Below are 16,129 nucleotides of genomic sequence, written 5' to 3'. Positions count from 1 at the left end.
CCACCCTATAAACCTGTTATGACTATTCTATTTTTGTTCCTGCTGGGCGCAGCTGCGGTTGTTTTGCTTTGGACCTATTCCATAAAACGCAAGCGCCAGGCGCTCCTCAGCACCACTCTCACAGAAGATCAGCGCAACATCATTCTGGACGAGGTCCCGCTCATCCGAAAGCTGCCCCGCGCCTACGGCGCCCAGCTGGAGGGAAAGGTGAGCCTGTTTCTTGATCAAGTCGAGTTTATCGGCTGCAACGGGCTGGAAGTCACGGAAGAGATGCAGCTTTCCATCGCCGCACAGGCCTGCCTTCTGGTCGTGAACAGCCCGCAATGGTACGACACGCTGCGCACCATCTTGATCTACCCGGGCGCATTCAAGTCCCGCCAGCAAATCTCGGACGGCTACGTCGTCACCGAGCAGGAAATCGTCAGGACCGGCGAAAGCTGGGCACGCGGCCCGGTTGTGCTGTCATGGGAACACAGCGAACGCGGGGCGCAAAACCATACGGATGGGCAGAATGTGGTTCTGCACGAATTCGCCCATCAGCTCGACAACTTGTCCGGCCACACGGACGGCGCACCCGTGATGAACCCGGGCCAAAGCCTCGCCCGGTGGGCGCAGGTCTTCACCTCGGCCTATGACATTCATGTCGGGCATGTGGAAAGCGGGCGACCCACCGTTATTGATGCCTATGGCGCCGAGGGGCCGGAAGAGTATTTTGCTGTCGTCGTGGAAATGTTCTTCGAAAACCCATCCCGCCTGGTCCAGGAAGAACCCGATGTTTATCACCAACTCTCAGAGCTCTTCCAGCTGAACCCATTGGACTGGGAGTAGAACCAAGCGGCGACCTGTACTTGGTCCAGCTGGCGTTTACCTTTGGCTTCCATCAGGTCCTTGATGGTCAGTGCCGCCATTGCTCAGCTCCCCATGATCCGCTGGCGTCTGTCCTTCATCCGTTCGTTCGCCTCAGCGGTGCCGTCGTGAAACGAGCCGAAGAACTTGTCCCACGGGATCTCTAGCGAGCCGTAGTTACATTCGAAATAGCGGTGGTGCATCTGGTGGTGGAACGTGCCCAGCGCCAGCCGGTTCTTGTCCTTGACCACCAGCCCTTCAAAGCCCGTATGCGTCGTGGCGGCCGTCAGCGAAACATATTGCAAATGAAACAGGATATGCACGGGGTGCGCCCCAACGACCCAATGCACAAGAACCGAGCCTATGAATATCAAATGCTCCACCGGGTGCATCGACAGCCCGGACCACGGCCCGACATTGATGTTGCGGTGATGAAGGGCGTGCACATGCTTGTATAAGAACGGGATGTGCAGGAACCGGTGAATCCAGTAGGAATAGAAGCTCTCCCAGACGGGGATCAGCAGGAACATCGCAACGAACCAGACCGGGTGCGCCGCCCAGGTCAGCATCGGCGCATAGCCGTTGGCCAAGGCCCAGAACATCAACACCTCGTAGCCGGTCCAGACCGTCACGCCGCTGGCCAGCGTCCAGAACATGTTGTCGCGAATTTGCCCACCTAACGTAAATTGGCGGCCGTTCTTCATCAGCGGGCGCGGATCGTAACGCAGCTCTTTGCCCTGTTTGGTGAATGTGTAGAAATAGAGATGCAGCCCGCCCGCCACTGCGGTCATCAGCAACAGGTTGCGGACATACATTTCGGCGACCCAGCCAAAGGCGAGCGTCTTTGACACCTCCAGCGGCGGCTGGAACCAATAGAACGACACGATCGCGATGCCGAGGATAATCAGCTTTTCGGTGATCAGAAACCACGCGTTCCAGACCCAAGCGAGCATCTCGAGCGGTCGCAACGGCCAACTGAAAAATGGCGACACTTTCAATGGCACGGCAGGAATATGGTTCCAGCCTTTGAGGGAGGGATCGCTCATTTGGTTGCCCTTCGCTGTCGTGACCTTTTGCCCAGTCTGGCAGATTGCGACACACGTGAAAAACAGTTTGTTCTTGGCATCTGCGGCTGTTTTTCCGAGGATTGAGTGGCGGTCATACCGGACGCATTTCGCGCCAGCCGAACCACATCAGTGCCTTGTCACTCGACCAATGGATGGACGATCGAAGTCGACGCCCCACATCGCGCCGCATTTCCCGTCGCGTGGGTTCAGTCGCGGCAAAGCTCAATCTGCATAAAGTTTTTCTGAAAAATTTCCGTTGTCTTTACGACTCTTTGGCGTGGCCTTTGTACGTCAGCCAGGCAGTTTGACGTCGATGAGACCGGAGCCCGCCCCATGACAACAACAACCTTCTCCATGATTTTCTTGGGTAATTTCGGTGACCTGGACACCGTTGAAGGCAATTCTGCGGTCGAAAACGAGGCCGCGCTGATCAACAGTTACTACGATGCCGCTGATCCGGCATATAGCCATATCACCACGGTCACGGCCGATGATGCCAATAGCGACGGGGTCATTCAGGGCGATGGGTTCGGCGCGGGCGAAAGCATGTCATACGATCTGGGGTCGGGCACCGTGAACACGGTGTTGGATTTTGCGGCGACCGTGAATGTGACCATCACCTTCACTGCCAGTTCGGGGGAGCCGGATTATGTCGGCTTGGGTGGGATCATCCAAACGGCCGAAGGGGACCTGTTCCTGGTCATGATAGATGATGACTTCGGGTTGGGTGCAAACGCTCTGGACAATGCGCCCGTCCAGTCAATCAATGTCACGTCCGTTTCCGGGTCAGGGCAGAACCAGAACGCCACGGCCAGCGATGACCAGGAATTTGTGACCTGCTTTGTCAGTGGGAGCAAAATTCAAACCGACAGGGGCCCCGTTGCCGTAGAAGACATCTGCGTAGGCGATATGGTTCTGACTGCCGGCAACGGGCTTATGCCCGTGCGCTGGGTTGCAAAGACGCATGTCTCCGCCGGCCAGATGGCGCGCAACCCCAAACTTCGGCCCGTGCGCATAAGCGCCGGCGCGTTGGGGAATAACCTGCCGCTACGCGATCTGCGGGTCTCGCGGCAACACCGCATGCTGGCCTCTTCCCCTATTGCCAGCAGGATGTTCGGGGCGGATGAAATTCTTGTGCACGCGATCAAGCTGACTGCCCTGCCCGGTATCTTTGTGGAGGAGACGATGCCGAGCTTCGACTATTTCCATGTCCTGCTCGACACGCATGAGGTGATTTTCTCCGAAGGCGCGCCAACTGAAAGCCTGCACCTCGGGCCGATGTCGCTAAAGGCAATGCCACATGAGACCAGGCAGGAGCTCGGCCTTCTCCTCCCGGAACTGGCCGTCCCCATGCGGCACGCCTCTGCCGCGTTGGAGAGCCTGACCAACGTCAAACAAAAGCGCTTTGTCGAGCGGTGCAAGAAGAACCGAAAGGCCATTCTGGAAATGCAGCAACCCAATGTCGCGACCCGGCGATCAAAGTCGACGGTGACCGGTAAGGCAACGGCGCCATGGGCCCGCCCCGCGCTGTGTGCAGGCTACATGTTGGGGAAGTAGTCCTCACACCCGCCTTCGCGGTACACATCCGCAGTACAGCAATGCAGCCCGCCGCCAAAGGCGTAGGCGTCGCGAAGCTCAACTTCGACGACGTTCATGCCCAGCTTGTCCATCTGTTCGGCCTGATAGACCTCGGACTTCTCGACGCAGACGGTTTTCGGATCCAAAACCAACACGTTCATCGACAACCAGGTGGAAGAATAGCAAAGCGGCGGCGGCGCGTTATGTGCGGGCTGGGCTGCGTCGACAATTTCCCAATCGTTCTTCTCGAACATCTTGCGCTGGTCGTCAGGCAGGCGGCGCTGCGGGTTGTTCAGGATCAATCCGGGGCGCAGCGGTGTGAAGGTCGCGTCGATGTGGATCGGGTACGGGTCGCCGGGAAAATTCACCGTATGCACGCGGTGATCAGGGTAATGCCGCCGCAGCCATTCAATGCCCTTCAGGTTCGTTGTAAACCCATGCTGGACCACCAGATCGCGCCCAAAGCGCAGCACGTCGGCCGCATCGAACAGGGGTTCTTTTTCGGTAGTGACAAAAAACTTCTCTGCCGCCCATTGCAGCCGCTTCTCGACCCCGATTTTGTCGGACAGATAGTCGGGGTGGTAATCCTCATCCGTCAGCCGCGGCTTCGGCGCGCTTTCATGGCGGAAATTGGGGTCCTCGTCGAAATACCGCTCCATCAGCGGGCGGTAGTTCAGATACTCAAACCAGCGGCAGCGATAGGACATCGTCGCCTCCAGCATTTCCGATCCCACTGTCAGAAGCACGTCACGCGGCGGCATGCAGCCAAACTGGCTATCGGTATGGAAATCAGGCGTCGTCGCCGGCTTGGAGTGGTCAATGGAAACCGGCCGGTCCACCCGCACCCCGCGCTTTTCCAGCATGGATGCGAAGTTGTCCAAAAGCTCATTGGCGCGGTCGATGGTCTCTTGCGGGCGGCGGCCCCATTGCCCGCGCATGTCGCTGTCCTCGGGCACCTTGGCATCCAGCGCCGGCTCTTCCGGCGGGATATGGCAGTCGTCGGCGCGGCCCACGATGACATGTTTCAGCGGGTCCCATTCGTTCCAGCTGTTTACGACCGTATTTTCCATGCGGGTCTCCCAAGGCAAAACTCCCGACGCGCAGTGCTATCCGCTACCCCAATGTCAGGCAAGAGGTTGTTAAAAATTGACAAAAATATTGGAGAGAATTTGAACGCCGGATCATCCGGCATATGGCAATTCATTAACTGTCCTTCTGGCAAAAGACCCCCAAGCTTCTTAGTTGCCATGCGAGATCATGACCAAACCTGTCCCCAAGCGCGAATTCGACCAATATGCGATCATGGCCGCGGAATTCAGCCGCGACGCATTGCTTGTCACCGACCGCGAGGACCGGATCGTCTGGCTCAACCGCGGGTTCGAACTTCTGACCGGCTTTACTTTGAACGAAATGCTGGGTGGCAAACCCGGTGATTTTCTCCGCGGCGACGTGACGGAATCCGCGACTATCGCAAAGATCGAAGATTGCATCACCAATCGCAGACCCGTCGATATCGAAGTGCAGTACCGCCGCAAGGACGGCACCCCATTTTGGATGGAAAGCCGGATCACGCCGGTGTTTGATCCGCAGGGCAACCACACACATTTCATGTCTTCGTCCCGCGATGTCACGGCGCGCCGCGCATTGGAAAAGTCGACCAAGGAGGCCACCGAGAACGAACAGCTGCGTCAGCAGGAACGCCGCCTGCTCAGCCAGGTCAGCGAATGGCTTTATTCTGCCAAGTCGCTTGATGAGCTGCTGCTGGTTATTGCCAAGTCGCTCGAAACCCTCATGCCGGAGGCGGAAGGCCAGCTCTACATTTACTCCAATTCCCGCGACTCGCTGGACCTCAACATTCAATGGGGCGGCACTGACACGGCCCCAAAACAGATCGAGGCGGACGATTGTTGGGCGCTGCGCCGTGGCCGCGCCTACTCCTTTGGGATGCGTCCTATCGAATTTCCCTGCGCGCACAGCCATGCGGCTGAGGATGATTCCCCCTATTTCTGCGTACCAATCACGGCACATGGCCAAACAAACGGTCTGCTGCATTTAGACTTCGGTGGCTTTGCCCCCGACCGCGCACAGCGGGAAAAATTCAAGTACTTCCTGGATCAACGCTGGGAACTCGCGCTTTTGTGTGCCGAACAAATCAGCCTCGCCATCGCCAATGTGCAACTGCGTCAGGAATTGTTGGACCAGTCCGTGCGCGACCCGCTCACCAACCTGTGGAACCGCCGCTGGTTCCTGGAAGCCGCCCACCGCCAGGTGAATGTTGCCCGAACCAATGGCGCCAATTGTTCCGTCATCTCTATCGACGTTGACCATTTCAAGAAGTTCAACGACCACCATGGCCATGATGCTGGCGATCTGGTGTTGCGCGCGCTGGGCGCGAAGATGATTGAATTTTTCACCGAAAACGCCGCCCCCTGCCGGTTGGGAGGGGAAGAATTCATCGTGCTCTGCACCGACATGTCGCAGGAGCAGACACACGCCATGGCAGAGCAGTTTCGCAAACAGGTCGCCAGCCTAAGCGTCAAGTATTCGGGCGAGTCCCTGCCCAAGATCACCATCTCTGCGGGCGTGGCGGTCTGGCCTGCAGATGGCGCGCTTGTCGCTGACCTGGTCAAATCCGCTGATCTGGCGCTCTACAAAGCCAAGGAATTGGGCCGCAACAGGGTGCAGTCCTACACGCCCGAAGACTAGGCGCCACGCCCTTTATACGCCTCCAACCCTTCCGCGCCCTTCGGGGTCAGCTGGTACACGCCGAGCGCCACCCGCTCAAACCAGCCGTAATGATCAGCCGCCATAATCCTCGTGGCGGTTGGCACGCCAGTGGCCTGCGCAACATCAGACCCCTTGCAGGGCCCCGCCGTCGCCAAATGGCCCGCGCAAAGCAGCGCATCCTGCCGGTAGGCTGTCACCAACCCCACCCGCGTAGCGCCACCCTCATTGGGATCACCCACCCGCCGGGCGAATTCACGCAGCAATCGCCCGCGGCGCAATTTCGATTTGCGGGGCGTGTAAGGCGCCGGATCAAGATGTGCCTCCACCAGCCCGTCGCGCAACCGCACAGTCAGTAGCCCCAAACCGAGACGGCGACACAGGGCGATATTCTCCTTCAAAGCCTTGCCAAACCGCTTTCCCGTTGCACGCGGAACGGCCAGGTACACGTCATCGCTCACGACCTGGCGCGCGACGCCCTGATGAAACAACGACAACGAAAACCCGGTCTTCAGCTCGACGATGACAGGATCGTCCTCCCCGCGCACGCCTACAACGTCACATGCGCCAACTTCGCCTTTGACTTCATAGCCCTGCCCTTCAAGGAAGGATTTCACCGCCGGATACAGCTCTGTTTCGCGCATTGGTTGATCCAATTTTCTGCTCCACCTCAGAATGCCCAAACCGCGCCCGCGATCAAGCCCCGCCGCGCATGTCACGCGTGGCGGGGCCCGCAGGCTCAACGCCCGCCGGTGCGTCCGGGGAATCGTGGAGGTTTGCCGCCATAGGCCTGTTGCGACTTGCCGCCGCCTTTCCCGACCTTCAACTGCGCGGCGTCAAAGCCCGGTTTCGCGGAGTGTTGGACAGCTTTTTTGGTCCCGCCAGAGCGGGTTTTCTTGGAAGATTTGGGCATGTCATACCCTTTCAAATGGAGTGAGTTGGGGCCGCACGGCAAACGTGCGAACGTGTCAAACCCCGAAACGGGGTCAGCCGGTCTTGTCCATTGTCAGTGTGCTCCTACAGCAAAGGTAACGCGAAAAAACGCAGTCGGGATGGCGGGAAATTAGGCCAGTTTGTCCATCGACAGAGTCCTCCTTGGTAGGTGACTTCCTCATAGCACCCCAACCGCTGCCTGTCAAAATGCGCGCAAGGGTGACATCCCCCCCGCCGCCACCTATAAGACCGCCAAAATCACCCCTTTCGCGCAGGACAACACGCTCATGACGACGCTTATTTTTGGCCATAAATCTCCAGACACCGACTCAACCGGCTCGCCGCTGATCTGGGAATGGTTCCTGAACCACCAGGGCGGCGACGCGCGCGCCGTGCTGCTGGGCGAGCCCAACACCGAAGCCGCCTTCGTGCTGGACCGCTGGAACCTCGCCAAACCCACCATTATCGACACGTTGGACAATGAACAGACCTGCATCGTGGTCGACACCAACAACCCGGCCGAGCTGCCCGACAATATCAACAGCGCCGACATTCAAGCCATCATCGACCACCACAAGCTGGTCGGCGGATTGGAAACAGCCGGTCCCATCGACATCACGATCCGCCCGCTGGCCTGCACCGCGACGATCATGCACGATCTGATGGGCCATCACGCGGGCCATATGCCCGACAACATCAAAGGCGCGATGCTCAGCTGCATTCTGTCAGACACGCTGGAATTCCGGTCACCCACCACCACCGATACTGACCGCAAACTGGCCGAAAGCCTCGCTGCGGACCTGAATATCGACATTGCGGACTACGCGGCAGAAATGTTTGCGGCCAAATCCGACGTCTCGGCCTTCTCTGAAGCCGAATTGCTGCGCATGGACAGCAAGGAATACGAGGTTGACGGCGTCAAATTCCGGGTCTCTGTGTTGGAAACCACCTCGCCCAAAATGGTGTTGGACCGCAAGGCCGAGCTGATGGCCGCCATGCCGAATGTTGCCGGTGAGGACAAGGTGAACGAGGTCCTTCTCTTCGTGGTCGACATTCTTAATGAAGAAGCCACCATGCTGGTCCCCAACGACCTATCCAAACGTGTGGCAGAAGCCAGTTTCGGCGCGACAGTATCGGGTGACACTGTGGTGCTGCCCGGCATCATGAGCCGCAAGAAGCAGATTATCCCGAACCTGAAGGTGTAATCCCAATATTTAGGATAACGCGCGCCCGCGTTTGGAAGGAGGCGCGCCCATTCCTTCCCATGTCTGAAAATATCCCCGCCGGAGGCATCCCACGTGGCTTTACTCGACACACCTGTTTGTAATTTCGACTGGCCCGCCCCTGATTTTGAACTTCAGGACCCGGACGGCCAGACCACCACATTGCAGTCGGCGATGGGGCCCAAGGGGCTTCTAGTCGCCTTTTTGTGCAACCATTGCCCATATGTGCAGGCCATTGCCGAGCGATTGGCAGAGGACACAAACGAACTCAAAGCAACAGGCGTCAATACGGTCGCAATCATGTCCAATGACTACGACTTGGTGCCCGCCGACAGCCCCGCGAACATGAAAGCTTACGCCAAACTCAGCGGCTGGACGTTTCCTTATCTCGTCGACGAGGGCCAGGCGGTCGGCAAGGCCTACGGCGCGGTATGTACGCCCGACTTCTTTGGTTTCAACGCGCATGGCGGCCTGCAATATCGGGGCCGCCTCGACAGCGCGGCCATGGGCAACCCTGACGGGCGCACGCGGGAACTCGTTCACGCCATGCGTCAGGTCGCCGAAACCGGAAAAGGTCCGCAGGACCAAATCCCGTCAATGGGCTGTTCAATCAAGTGGCGGTAAGAGCTCCCGGCGCCAACCACATTCCCCGCTCCATCTGTGCACAAATCGGTGTACAGGTGGCGTAGACGCAAAATGCATGCCCGAAACTCCCGTTCATGAGGCCCCAATGACCCAGATCATCGACGCGTTAACCGAGATTTCCGATCAATATGACGCGCTGTTTGTGGACCTTTGGGGCTGCATTCATAACGGCGTTGACCCGTTTGAAAGCGCCGTTGAGGCGATGCGAAAATACCGTCAAAGCGGCGGCACTGTCATCTACGTAACCAACGCCCCGCGACACCGCGCGTCGGTTGCAAAACAACTTGAAAAGATCGGTGTCGCCGCTGACAGCTACGACGACATCGCCACTTCGGGCGACAGCGCGCGGGCCGCAATGTATCGCGGCGCGGTTGGCTCCAAAGTGTTCTTCATTGGTCAGCCACACGATCAAACTTTCTTCGACCCTCTGAATATCATCGAAAATCCGGTGGAAATTCAACAGGTTCCCCTGCAGCAGGCCGAAGGTATAATTTGTTGCGGACCGGTTGACCCCATGGCCGATCCGGAAGAAAACCGCGCCGATTTCCTATATGCCAAGCAGAAGGGCATGAAGCTGCTCTGCGCCAATCCCGACATTGTTGTGGATCGCGGTGAGCACCGCGAATGGTGCGCCGGTGCTCTGGCGCAGCTCTACACCGAGATGGGCGGCGAAAGCCTCTATTTCGGCAAGCCTCACCCGCCAATTTATGACCTCGCCCGCCGCCGGTTGGCCGCATTGGGGAAATCCACGTCTGACGCCCGTATCCTGTGTATCGGCGACGGCGTGTTAACCGACATTCAGGGCGCGCAAGGCGAAGACCTTGATTCCCTTTTCATCTCTGGCGGCCTTGCCGCGGCGGAAACAAAAACTGACCGGCACCCAGATCCCGACCTGCTAAACGCTTATCTTCAAAAGGAAATGGTGAGCCCACGCTACACAATTGGGAAGCTGAGCTAACGCGTTTTTCGCTGGACTTTGCTGCATCTGCAAAGTAATTAAGTTTCAAACTTGGCGCGTATCGCGCCCGATTGTTACTTAGAGGTGATGAGATGCTCGATACGGCCAGAGACAATTTCCCCCGCGGAACGATCTGCATCGAAGATATCGAGATCGGCATGAAACGCCATCTGCGCAAGCAGGTCACCGACCGCGATATCGAATTGTTTGCCGAAGTCTCCACCGATCGAAACCCGGTGCATCTAGATGACGACTACGCCCAAGACACAATTTTTGAAGGCCGCATCGCCCATGGCATGCTGACCGCCGGGTTGATTTCGGCCGTTATTGGCGAACAACTTCCTGGCCATGGCACAGTCTACCTTGGTCAAAGTCTCAAATTCATGGCACCCGTGCGCCCCGGCGACATGGTCATGGCAGAGGTCGAGGTGACCGACATCGACCACGCCAAACGCAAAGTGACCATGATGACCCGCTGCGAAGTTGACGGGAAAAACGTGCTAAAGGGGGAGGCCGTGGTCTTGGCCCCTTCGCGCAAATTCGATTAATCGAACCCTCGACTTGCACCCTATTGCGCGGGCGTTTACCCAAACCCCATGCGCATCATACGTGACCATCAGTTCGTCAGCCCGGAAGACCGCGGCGCCACGGTTGCCATAGGCAATTTTGACGGCGTTCATATTGGCCATCAGGCCGTGATCGACATCGCCAGACGGGCGGCCCCCGAAGCACCGTTGGGGATCGTAACATTCGAGCCGCACCCCCGCGAATATTTCGCCCCCGACGCTCCGCCCTTCCGGCTCATGAACGCAGAAGCCAAGGCCAATCGACTTGAAAAATTAGGGGTCCAGCGCCTGTATGAGCTAAACTTCAACGCCTCACTATCCGGTCTGACCGCAGAAGAATTCGCCCGCGACGTCATCGCTCAGGGGCTTGGCCTGACGCATGTCGTGGTCGGCGCGGATTTCTGCTTTGGCAAGGGACGCGCTGGGAACACCCAGATGCTCAGGGAGTTTGGCAATGACCACGGCTTCGGCGTGACAATCGCAGACATAGTCGAGACGGGCGCGCAGCAGGTGTCCTCTACCAACATCCGCCAGGCACTCACTGACGGAAACCCGCGCGACGCGGCCGAAATGCTGGGCCACTGGCACCGGATAGAGGGCAAGGTGATCACCGGCGAACAGCGTGGCCGCGAGTTGGGTTACCCCACCGCGAACCAGGACACGACCGGGCTGCACCAGCCGAAGTTCGGCGTCTATGCGGTGTTTGTGGACGTTCTGACCGGCCCGCATCAAGGCAGCTACCAGGGGGCAGCCTCCATCGGTGTGCGTCCGATGTTTGGTGAGAACCAGCCAAACTGCGAAACCTATCTCTTTGACTTCAAAGGGGATCTGTATGGGGAACATATTTCCGTCGCGCTGGTGGATTACCTGCGCGGTGAAGAAAAGTTCGAGAGCTTAGACGCGTTGATTGCCCAGATGGACGCCGATTGCGCGCAGGCCCGCGCCCTCTTGGCCAACGCATGAAGGACCCCATTGACCGAAACGGGCTCCGGCCCAAATTCTGGGAAAAGGTCCCCCTTAAGAAAATGTCCTCGAAAGAGTGGGAAGCCCTGTGCGACGGGTGCGGCAAATGCTGCCTGAACAAGCTTGAAGACCCTGAAACTGAGGAAATCGCCTTCACCCGCGTGGCGTGCCGCCTGCTCGATGGCGACACCTGCCGCTGCGCTCAATATGACATTCGGCTGCAATTCGTCCCGGAATGCGTTCACCTGACGCCGCAAAACATCAGCGAGATTGCCTATTGGATGCCGTCGACCTGCGCCTATCGCCTGCTCCACGAAGGCAAGCCGCTTTACGATTGGCACCCGCTGATTTCGGGAACCGCCGAAACGGTTCACGATGCCGGCATGTCCGTCAAAGGCTGGACCGTACCCGAATTTGAAATCCCTGAAGACGAGTGGGATGACCACATCATCGAAGACCTATAGGAGCCGCCTATGTACAGCCTCAACTTTGCATCTGACAACGCTGGCCCAATGCACCCAAAGGTCTTGGAGGCGGTCATCGCCGCGAATGACGGCTACCAGATGCCCTACGGCAACGACACGATCATGGAAGACGTGCGCGCCAAGATCCGGAGCACATTTGAAGCCCCTGACGCCGCCGTTTTTCTGGTCGCCACCGGCACTGCGGCCAATGCACTTGCTCTCGCAACATATGCCGACCCGTGGGACGCGATTTTTGCCCATCGGGTCAGCCACGTCGAAGAGGATGAGTGCGGCGCGCCGGAATTCTACGCGCACGGCGCGAAGATCGTGCTGGTCGAAGGCCAAGGCGCAAAAATGGACCCTGACGACCTGCGCGCGAAGATAACCAAGGCCGAGGACAAGGACGTGCATTCCATCCAGCGCGGACCTGTCACCATCACGCAAGCGACGGAGGTTGGTACGCTCTACAGCCTTGATGTGATCAAGCAGATCACCTCGATCGCGCATGAGTTCGGCGTAAAAACCCATCTCGATGGCGCGCGCTTCGCCAATGCCTGCGCCGCGCTTGGTTGCTCGGCGGCCGAGATGACGTGGAAAGCGGGGATTGATGTGGTGTCCTTTGGTGGCACCAAGAACGGTTGTGCCGGTGTCGAAGCAGTCATTTTCTTTGATCCGACCGAGGCGCGGCAATTTGAACTGCGCCGCAAACGCGGGGCGCACCTGTTTTCCAAACATCGCTTCTTATCTGCGCAGATGCAGGCCTATGTCACCAATGATCTGTGGTTGGAGCTTGGCGCGAAAGCCAATGCGAACTGCGCGCGTCTTGTTGCTGGAATTGATGGCATCGAAGGGGCAACCATCCCTGACCGTCCGCAGGCCAACATGGTCTTCGCCAACCTGCCCCGCGCCGCCCACCGGCGCGCCATGGGGGCAGGAGCCAAATATTACCTCTTCCCATTTGATGCGTCACTAGAGGGGCCAGATGACGAGCCTATCCGCTGCCGCATGGTCTGCGATTGGAACAAGACGGCGGAAGAAATAGATCAACTGATCTCGCTGCTCCGAGGCTGACCCTCCTGGAAGGCGCTGATCAGCGCCGCAACTTCCGGCACGTGCGTCAGCGGGGCCATATGGCCCGCATCCTCGACCTCCACACGTTGCGTATTGGCAATCTGACCCACTAACGCAGTCAGGATTGCACCCATTACAGGGGGCGAATTTTGCCCCTCAATAAGCAGGCACGGCACATCAATCTCGCTCAAACGGTCAAATACATCGCCGCTGTCTTTGACAATTGACGCCCCGCTGGCCGCAACCAGCGGCATTCGCTCGATGATATAGTCCATGGCATCAGGCTTCATGCTTTCCCACGGCTTTCCGTCACCCCAATCGGCGGTGAAAGCGCGCGCAGCGGAGACCAGATCACCAACGGCTATCGCCCCAATAAATGCCCGGCTTGATCGCTCATAGGTCTTAAACGCCGCGGGGTCGCTGTGTTTGGCAGCAGCAAAGAAAACTGGCTCAATCAACGTCAGGCTGCGCACCAGTTCCGGGTGATCAACGGCCAGCCGCAACGCCACATAGCCGCCGTAGGAATGACCGACGATATGGGCGGGCCGTTCCAGCAGTCCCACAGCCATGTCCCGCGCCATTTCGGCATAGTCGCGCGCCGTATCCCAATCCTCGGATTGCCCATGCCCGGGCAGGTCCATCGACAGCATTTGCATGTCGCCCGCCAGCTTGGCGGTCAGCCCATCCAAAGCGCGCGCATTTGCCAGCATGCAATGCAACAGCAGCCCGTCCTCCGGCCCATGACCGGACCGGATGAAATGGGCCATAGCCCCGCCTGAGGATTGGATGGGCACCTGAAGCTACAGCTTGCCCTGCAGGTACAGGTCCAGATCTTCGATCTTGTCCTGCCCCCAGAACCGCTCATCACCGTCGGTGATGTAAAACGGCGCACCGAACACGCCCTTTTCAACCGCTTCCTCAAGGTTGGCGGCGTATTCCTCGGCCCCTGCCAACATACCGCTATCCGCAAGGCCGCCGTCAAACCCATGGGCTTCGAGCACGGCGCGGACGACCGCATCGTCAGAGACGTCTTTTTCCTCTGCCCAAACAGCGCGCACGAAACCATGCACTAGGCCCGCAAGGTCACCCCCGCCAGCTGTCTGCGCCGCAATGATCGCATAAGAGGACGGCGCCGGGTTGGTCGGCCAATGCGCGGGCTTTAGGTTCATCTTCATGCCCAACTTGGAGGCAGAGCGCCGCATCTCCTGCAAGCGCCATTCCTGCCGGTTGATATGACGCTGCGGCGGCGGTGTGCCGCCCGTGCGCCCGAACAGCCCCATGATGTCCAACGGCTTGTAGCGGATGGTCGCGCCATGCTTTGCGGCCACCTCCTCCATCCGGGTGCCCGCAAGGTAGGTGTAGGGGGAAAGCGTGGCAAAATAGTAGTCGATATGGGGCATGTCGCGACGTCCTTGGATAAACTGTTTGCACCACGCTAACGGGCTGCTAGGTGGTGTGCAATGTCGCGGGTGGCGGGGGCCATTGACGCGGCGGGTGCAGCTGCCAACACCGGGGACAAAATTCATGCCAACCACCACCGAGCCGAAACTGATCGCGGGCAACGCGAACAAGCCACTTGCCACGACCATCGCCAAACGCATGTCCATGCATCGCGGCATCAAAGTCGTGCCCGTCGACGCCCGCGTTGAACGGTTCAACGACGGCGAGATTTTTGTCGAGGTGTTTGAAAACGTGCGCGGCGAGGACATGTTCATCATCCAGTCCACCTCCAACCCCGCAAATGACAACCTGATGGAGCTGCTGATCATGTCGGACGCTTTGAAGCGTTCCTCAGCCGCCCGCATCACCGCCGTCATTCCCTATTTCGGCTACGCCCGCCAGGACCGCCGCACAAAAGCCCGCACACCGATTTCGGCCAAGCTTGTTGCCAACCTGATCGAGGAAGCCGGCATCGAACGGGTTCTCACAATGGACCTGCATGCCGCGCAAATTCAGGGCTTTTTCGATGTGCCGGTGGACAACCTCTACGCCTCCCCGATCTTCGCGCTCGACATCTTGCACCACTTCAAGGACATGAGCGACGTCATGGTCGTCTCCCCAGATGTGGGCGGCGTGGCCCGCGCGCGCGAATTGGCGCAACGGATCAAAGCCCCGCTCTCCATCGTCGACAAGCGCCGCGAGAAACCCGGTGAGGTGGCCGAAATGACGGTCATTGGCGACGTCAAAGGCAAGAAATGTATCATCGTGGACGACATCTGCGATACGGCCGGCACGCTGTGCAAAGCGGCGGAAGTCATCATGGCCGCCGGCGCCACCGAGGTGCACAGCTACATCACCCACGGCGTCCTCTCCGGCCCAGCGGTCGAGCGGATCACCAAATCAGTGATGAAGAGCCTGGTGATCACCGACAGCATCGAGCCGACCGACCCCGTCAAGAAATGCAAAAACATCCGCATCGTGCCAACCGCGCCGATGTTTGCTCAGGCGATCCTGAACATCTCTGGCGGCACCTCCGTGTCCTCGCTCTTTGACGCAGACACGCTGGCGCCAATCTACGAGGGCATGTATCCGGGCGCCTAACCCCGTCCCATGTTTCAAAATACTCTGGGGGGTTGAGGCCATCTTGGAAACTGTCGAGGACAGTTTCAGGCCAAAACGGGCGGAGCCCAGTTGGCACAGAGCCCCTAACAGGGCGATGTGTGGCACACGCGGCGCAAACCCTGCAGCTCAGTAAAGTTCCCAGTCATCCTCATTGGGCAACGGACCGATGACCATCCAATTCGCTCGCACACGTGCGACACGGCTGTCGCCCCAGGTCCGAAACACCAGATCGAACCCTTTTTCGGAAATGTTCTCAGCCGCGATATCCATGCGCTGGTTCCGCTTGTGGTCAATGTCCCACATGCTCAAACCGACATGTACGTTGGGGATAGAGGCAAAGGCCTCCTCAAACGCCACATCGAACCGCTGCTCGCGCGGCCCTGTGCCGGTCCACATAGGGCCGTCATCGACATAGTCGGAAAACAGCACTCGGGAGCCCTGCGTCACGCCGATCCGGTTGTTTGTTAACTTCTGCATTCGTTACCTCTTACGAGGGCCATAAAGGCGGAATTTGGCAAGAATTTGGTCA

Annotated in this window: 18 protein-coding genes; 11 read left to right on the top strand and 7 right to left on the bottom strand. The window is 58.7% G+C overall.

Features of this window, described 5'->3' with window-relative positions; genetic code table 11:
• Nucleotides 1–18 precede the first annotated feature (18 nt).
• Nucleotides 19–828, top strand: coding sequence for a M90 family metallopeptidase (locus Q0899_RS17685; RefSeq protein ID WP_299194555.1), 810 nt, complete (start codon nucleotides 19–21; stop codon nucleotides 826–828).
• 83 nt (nucleotides 829–911) lie between these two features.
• On the opposite strand, the gene Q0899_RS17680 is transcribed toward Q0899_RS17685, so the two are convergent.
• Nucleotides 912–1,892, bottom strand: a complete 981-nt coding sequence (locus tag Q0899_RS17680; RefSeq protein ID WP_299194552.1) for a sterol desaturase family protein — start codon at nucleotides 1,890–1,892, stop codon at nucleotides 912–914.
• 354 nt (nucleotides 1,893–2,246) lie between these two features.
• Between Q0899_RS17680 and Q0899_RS17675 the strand changes: the two genes are divergently transcribed.
• A complete protein-coding gene (locus tag Q0899_RS17675) occupies nucleotides 2,247–3,470 on the top strand; it encodes a Hint domain-containing protein (RefSeq protein ID WP_299194549.1) in 1,224 nt (407 codons plus the stop codon).
• Here the strand turns inward: Q0899_RS17675 and Q0899_RS17670 are convergent.
• Nucleotides 3,452–4,561, bottom strand: coding sequence for a serine/threonine protein kinase (locus tag Q0899_RS17670; RefSeq protein WP_298298471.1), 1,110 nt, complete (start codon nucleotides 4,559–4,561; stop codon nucleotides 3,452–3,454). The two genes, Q0899_RS17675 and Q0899_RS17670, sit on opposite strands and share 19 nt — an antisense overlap.
• A gap of 187 nt (nucleotides 4,562–4,748) precedes the next feature.
• Here Q0899_RS17670 and Q0899_RS17665 point away from each other — a divergent pair, with 187 nt between their 5' ends.
• Nucleotides 4,749–6,197 carry a diguanylate cyclase gene (locus Q0899_RS17665; protein ID WP_298298468.1) on the top strand — a complete coding sequence of 483 codons (1,449 nt, stop codon included), beginning with the start codon at nucleotides 4,749–4,751 and terminating at the stop codon, nucleotides 6,195–6,197.
• Here the strand turns inward: Q0899_RS17665 and Q0899_RS17660 are convergent.
• Nucleotides 6,194–6,859, bottom strand: coding sequence for a DUF2161 domain-containing phosphodiesterase (locus tag Q0899_RS17660; RefSeq protein WP_298298466.1), 666 nt, complete (start codon nucleotides 6,857–6,859; stop codon nucleotides 6,194–6,196). The two genes, Q0899_RS17665 and Q0899_RS17660, sit on opposite strands and share 4 nt — an antisense overlap.
• A 95-nt stretch (nucleotides 6,860–6,954) precedes the next feature.
• Nucleotides 6,955–7,128, bottom strand: coding sequence for a hypothetical protein (locus Q0899_RS17655; protein WP_299194544.1), 174 nt, complete (start codon nucleotides 7,126–7,128; stop codon nucleotides 6,955–6,957).
• Nucleotides 7,129–7,435: 307 nt separating this feature from the next.
• Here Q0899_RS17655 and Q0899_RS17650 point away from each other — a divergent pair, with 307 nt between their 5' ends.
• The 7 genes from Q0899_RS17650 (at nucleotide 7,436) to Q0899_RS17620 (ending at nucleotide 13,038) form a co-directional block, all read left to right on the top strand.
• A complete protein-coding gene (locus Q0899_RS17650; protein ID WP_299194541.1) occupies nucleotides 7,436–8,353 on the top strand; it encodes a manganese-dependent inorganic pyrophosphatase in 918 nt (305 codons plus the stop codon).
• Between the two features lie 93 nt (nucleotides 8,354–8,446).
• Nucleotides 8,447–8,995, top strand: a complete 549-nt coding sequence (locus Q0899_RS17645) for a thioredoxin family protein (protein WP_299194538.1) — start codon at nucleotides 8,447–8,449, stop codon at nucleotides 8,993–8,995.
• 106 nt (nucleotides 8,996–9,101) lie between these two features.
• Nucleotides 9,102–9,974, top strand: coding sequence for a TIGR01459 family HAD-type hydrolase (locus Q0899_RS17640; RefSeq protein WP_299194535.1), 873 nt, complete (start codon nucleotides 9,102–9,104; stop codon nucleotides 9,972–9,974).
• A 92-nt stretch (nucleotides 9,975–10,066) separates the two neighbouring features.
• On the top strand, nucleotides 10,067–10,522 hold the full coding sequence (locus Q0899_RS17635; protein ID WP_299194532.1) for a MaoC family dehydratase: 456 nt from the start codon (nucleotides 10,067–10,069) through the stop codon (nucleotides 10,520–10,522).
• A 48-nt stretch (nucleotides 10,523–10,570) separates the two neighbouring features.
• Nucleotides 10,571–11,503 (top strand): bifunctional riboflavin kinase/FAD synthetase, encoded by a 933-nt coding sequence (locus Q0899_RS17630; protein ID WP_299194528.1) that lies wholly within the window; start codon nucleotides 10,571–10,573, stop codon nucleotides 11,501–11,503.
• Entirely contained in the window at nucleotides 11,500–11,967 is a 468-nt protein-coding gene (locus Q0899_RS17625) for a YcgN family cysteine cluster protein (RefSeq protein ID WP_298298445.1), read from the top strand. Before Q0899_RS17630 ends, Q0899_RS17625 begins: the two co-directional genes overlap by 4 nt.
• A 9-nt stretch (nucleotides 11,968–11,976) precedes the next feature.
• On the top strand, nucleotides 11,977–13,038 hold the full coding sequence (locus Q0899_RS17620) for a low specificity L-threonine aldolase (RefSeq protein ID WP_299194524.1): 1,062 nt from the start codon (nucleotides 11,977–11,979) through the stop codon (nucleotides 13,036–13,038).
• On the opposite strand, the gene Q0899_RS17615 is transcribed toward Q0899_RS17620, so the two are convergent.
• Nucleotides 13,011–13,805, bottom strand: a complete 795-nt coding sequence (locus Q0899_RS17615; RefSeq protein WP_299194522.1) for an alpha/beta hydrolase — start codon at nucleotides 13,803–13,805, stop codon at nucleotides 13,011–13,013. The two genes, Q0899_RS17620 and Q0899_RS17615, sit on opposite strands and share 28 nt — an antisense overlap.
• Nucleotides 13,806–13,838: 33 nt before the next feature.
• The gene (locus Q0899_RS17610) at nucleotides 13,839–14,438 is read right to left on the bottom strand and encodes a 2-hydroxychromene-2-carboxylate isomerase (protein ID WP_299194519.1); all 600 of its coding nucleotides are present in this window, start codon (nucleotides 14,436–14,438) and stop codon (nucleotides 13,839–13,841) included.
• A gap of 124 nt (nucleotides 14,439–14,562) precedes the next feature.
• On the opposite strand from Q0899_RS17610, the gene Q0899_RS17605 reads away from it, so the two are divergent.
• Complete coding sequence (locus Q0899_RS17605; protein WP_298298432.1) at nucleotides 14,563–15,579, top strand: ribose-phosphate pyrophosphokinase; 1,017 nt, start codon at nucleotides 14,563–14,565, stop codon at nucleotides 15,577–15,579.
• A 147-nt stretch (nucleotides 15,580–15,726) separates the two neighbouring features.
• Here the strand turns inward: Q0899_RS17605 and Q0899_RS17600 are convergent, their stop codons facing one another.
• The gene (locus Q0899_RS17600) at nucleotides 15,727–16,077 is read right to left on the bottom strand and encodes an H-type lectin domain-containing protein (protein ID WP_298298429.1); all 351 of its coding nucleotides are present in this window, start codon (nucleotides 16,075–16,077) and stop codon (nucleotides 15,727–15,729) included.
• Nucleotides 16,078–16,129: the final 52 nt, after the last annotated feature.

The organism is uncultured Litoreibacter sp., from assembly GCF_947501785.1.
Classification (GTDB): domain Bacteria; phylum Pseudomonadota; class Alphaproteobacteria; order Rhodobacterales; family Rhodobacteraceae; genus Litoreibacter.
The sequence above is the reverse complement of the archived record's forward strand: the minus strand, read 5'-3'. Positions and strand labels throughout refer to the sequence as shown.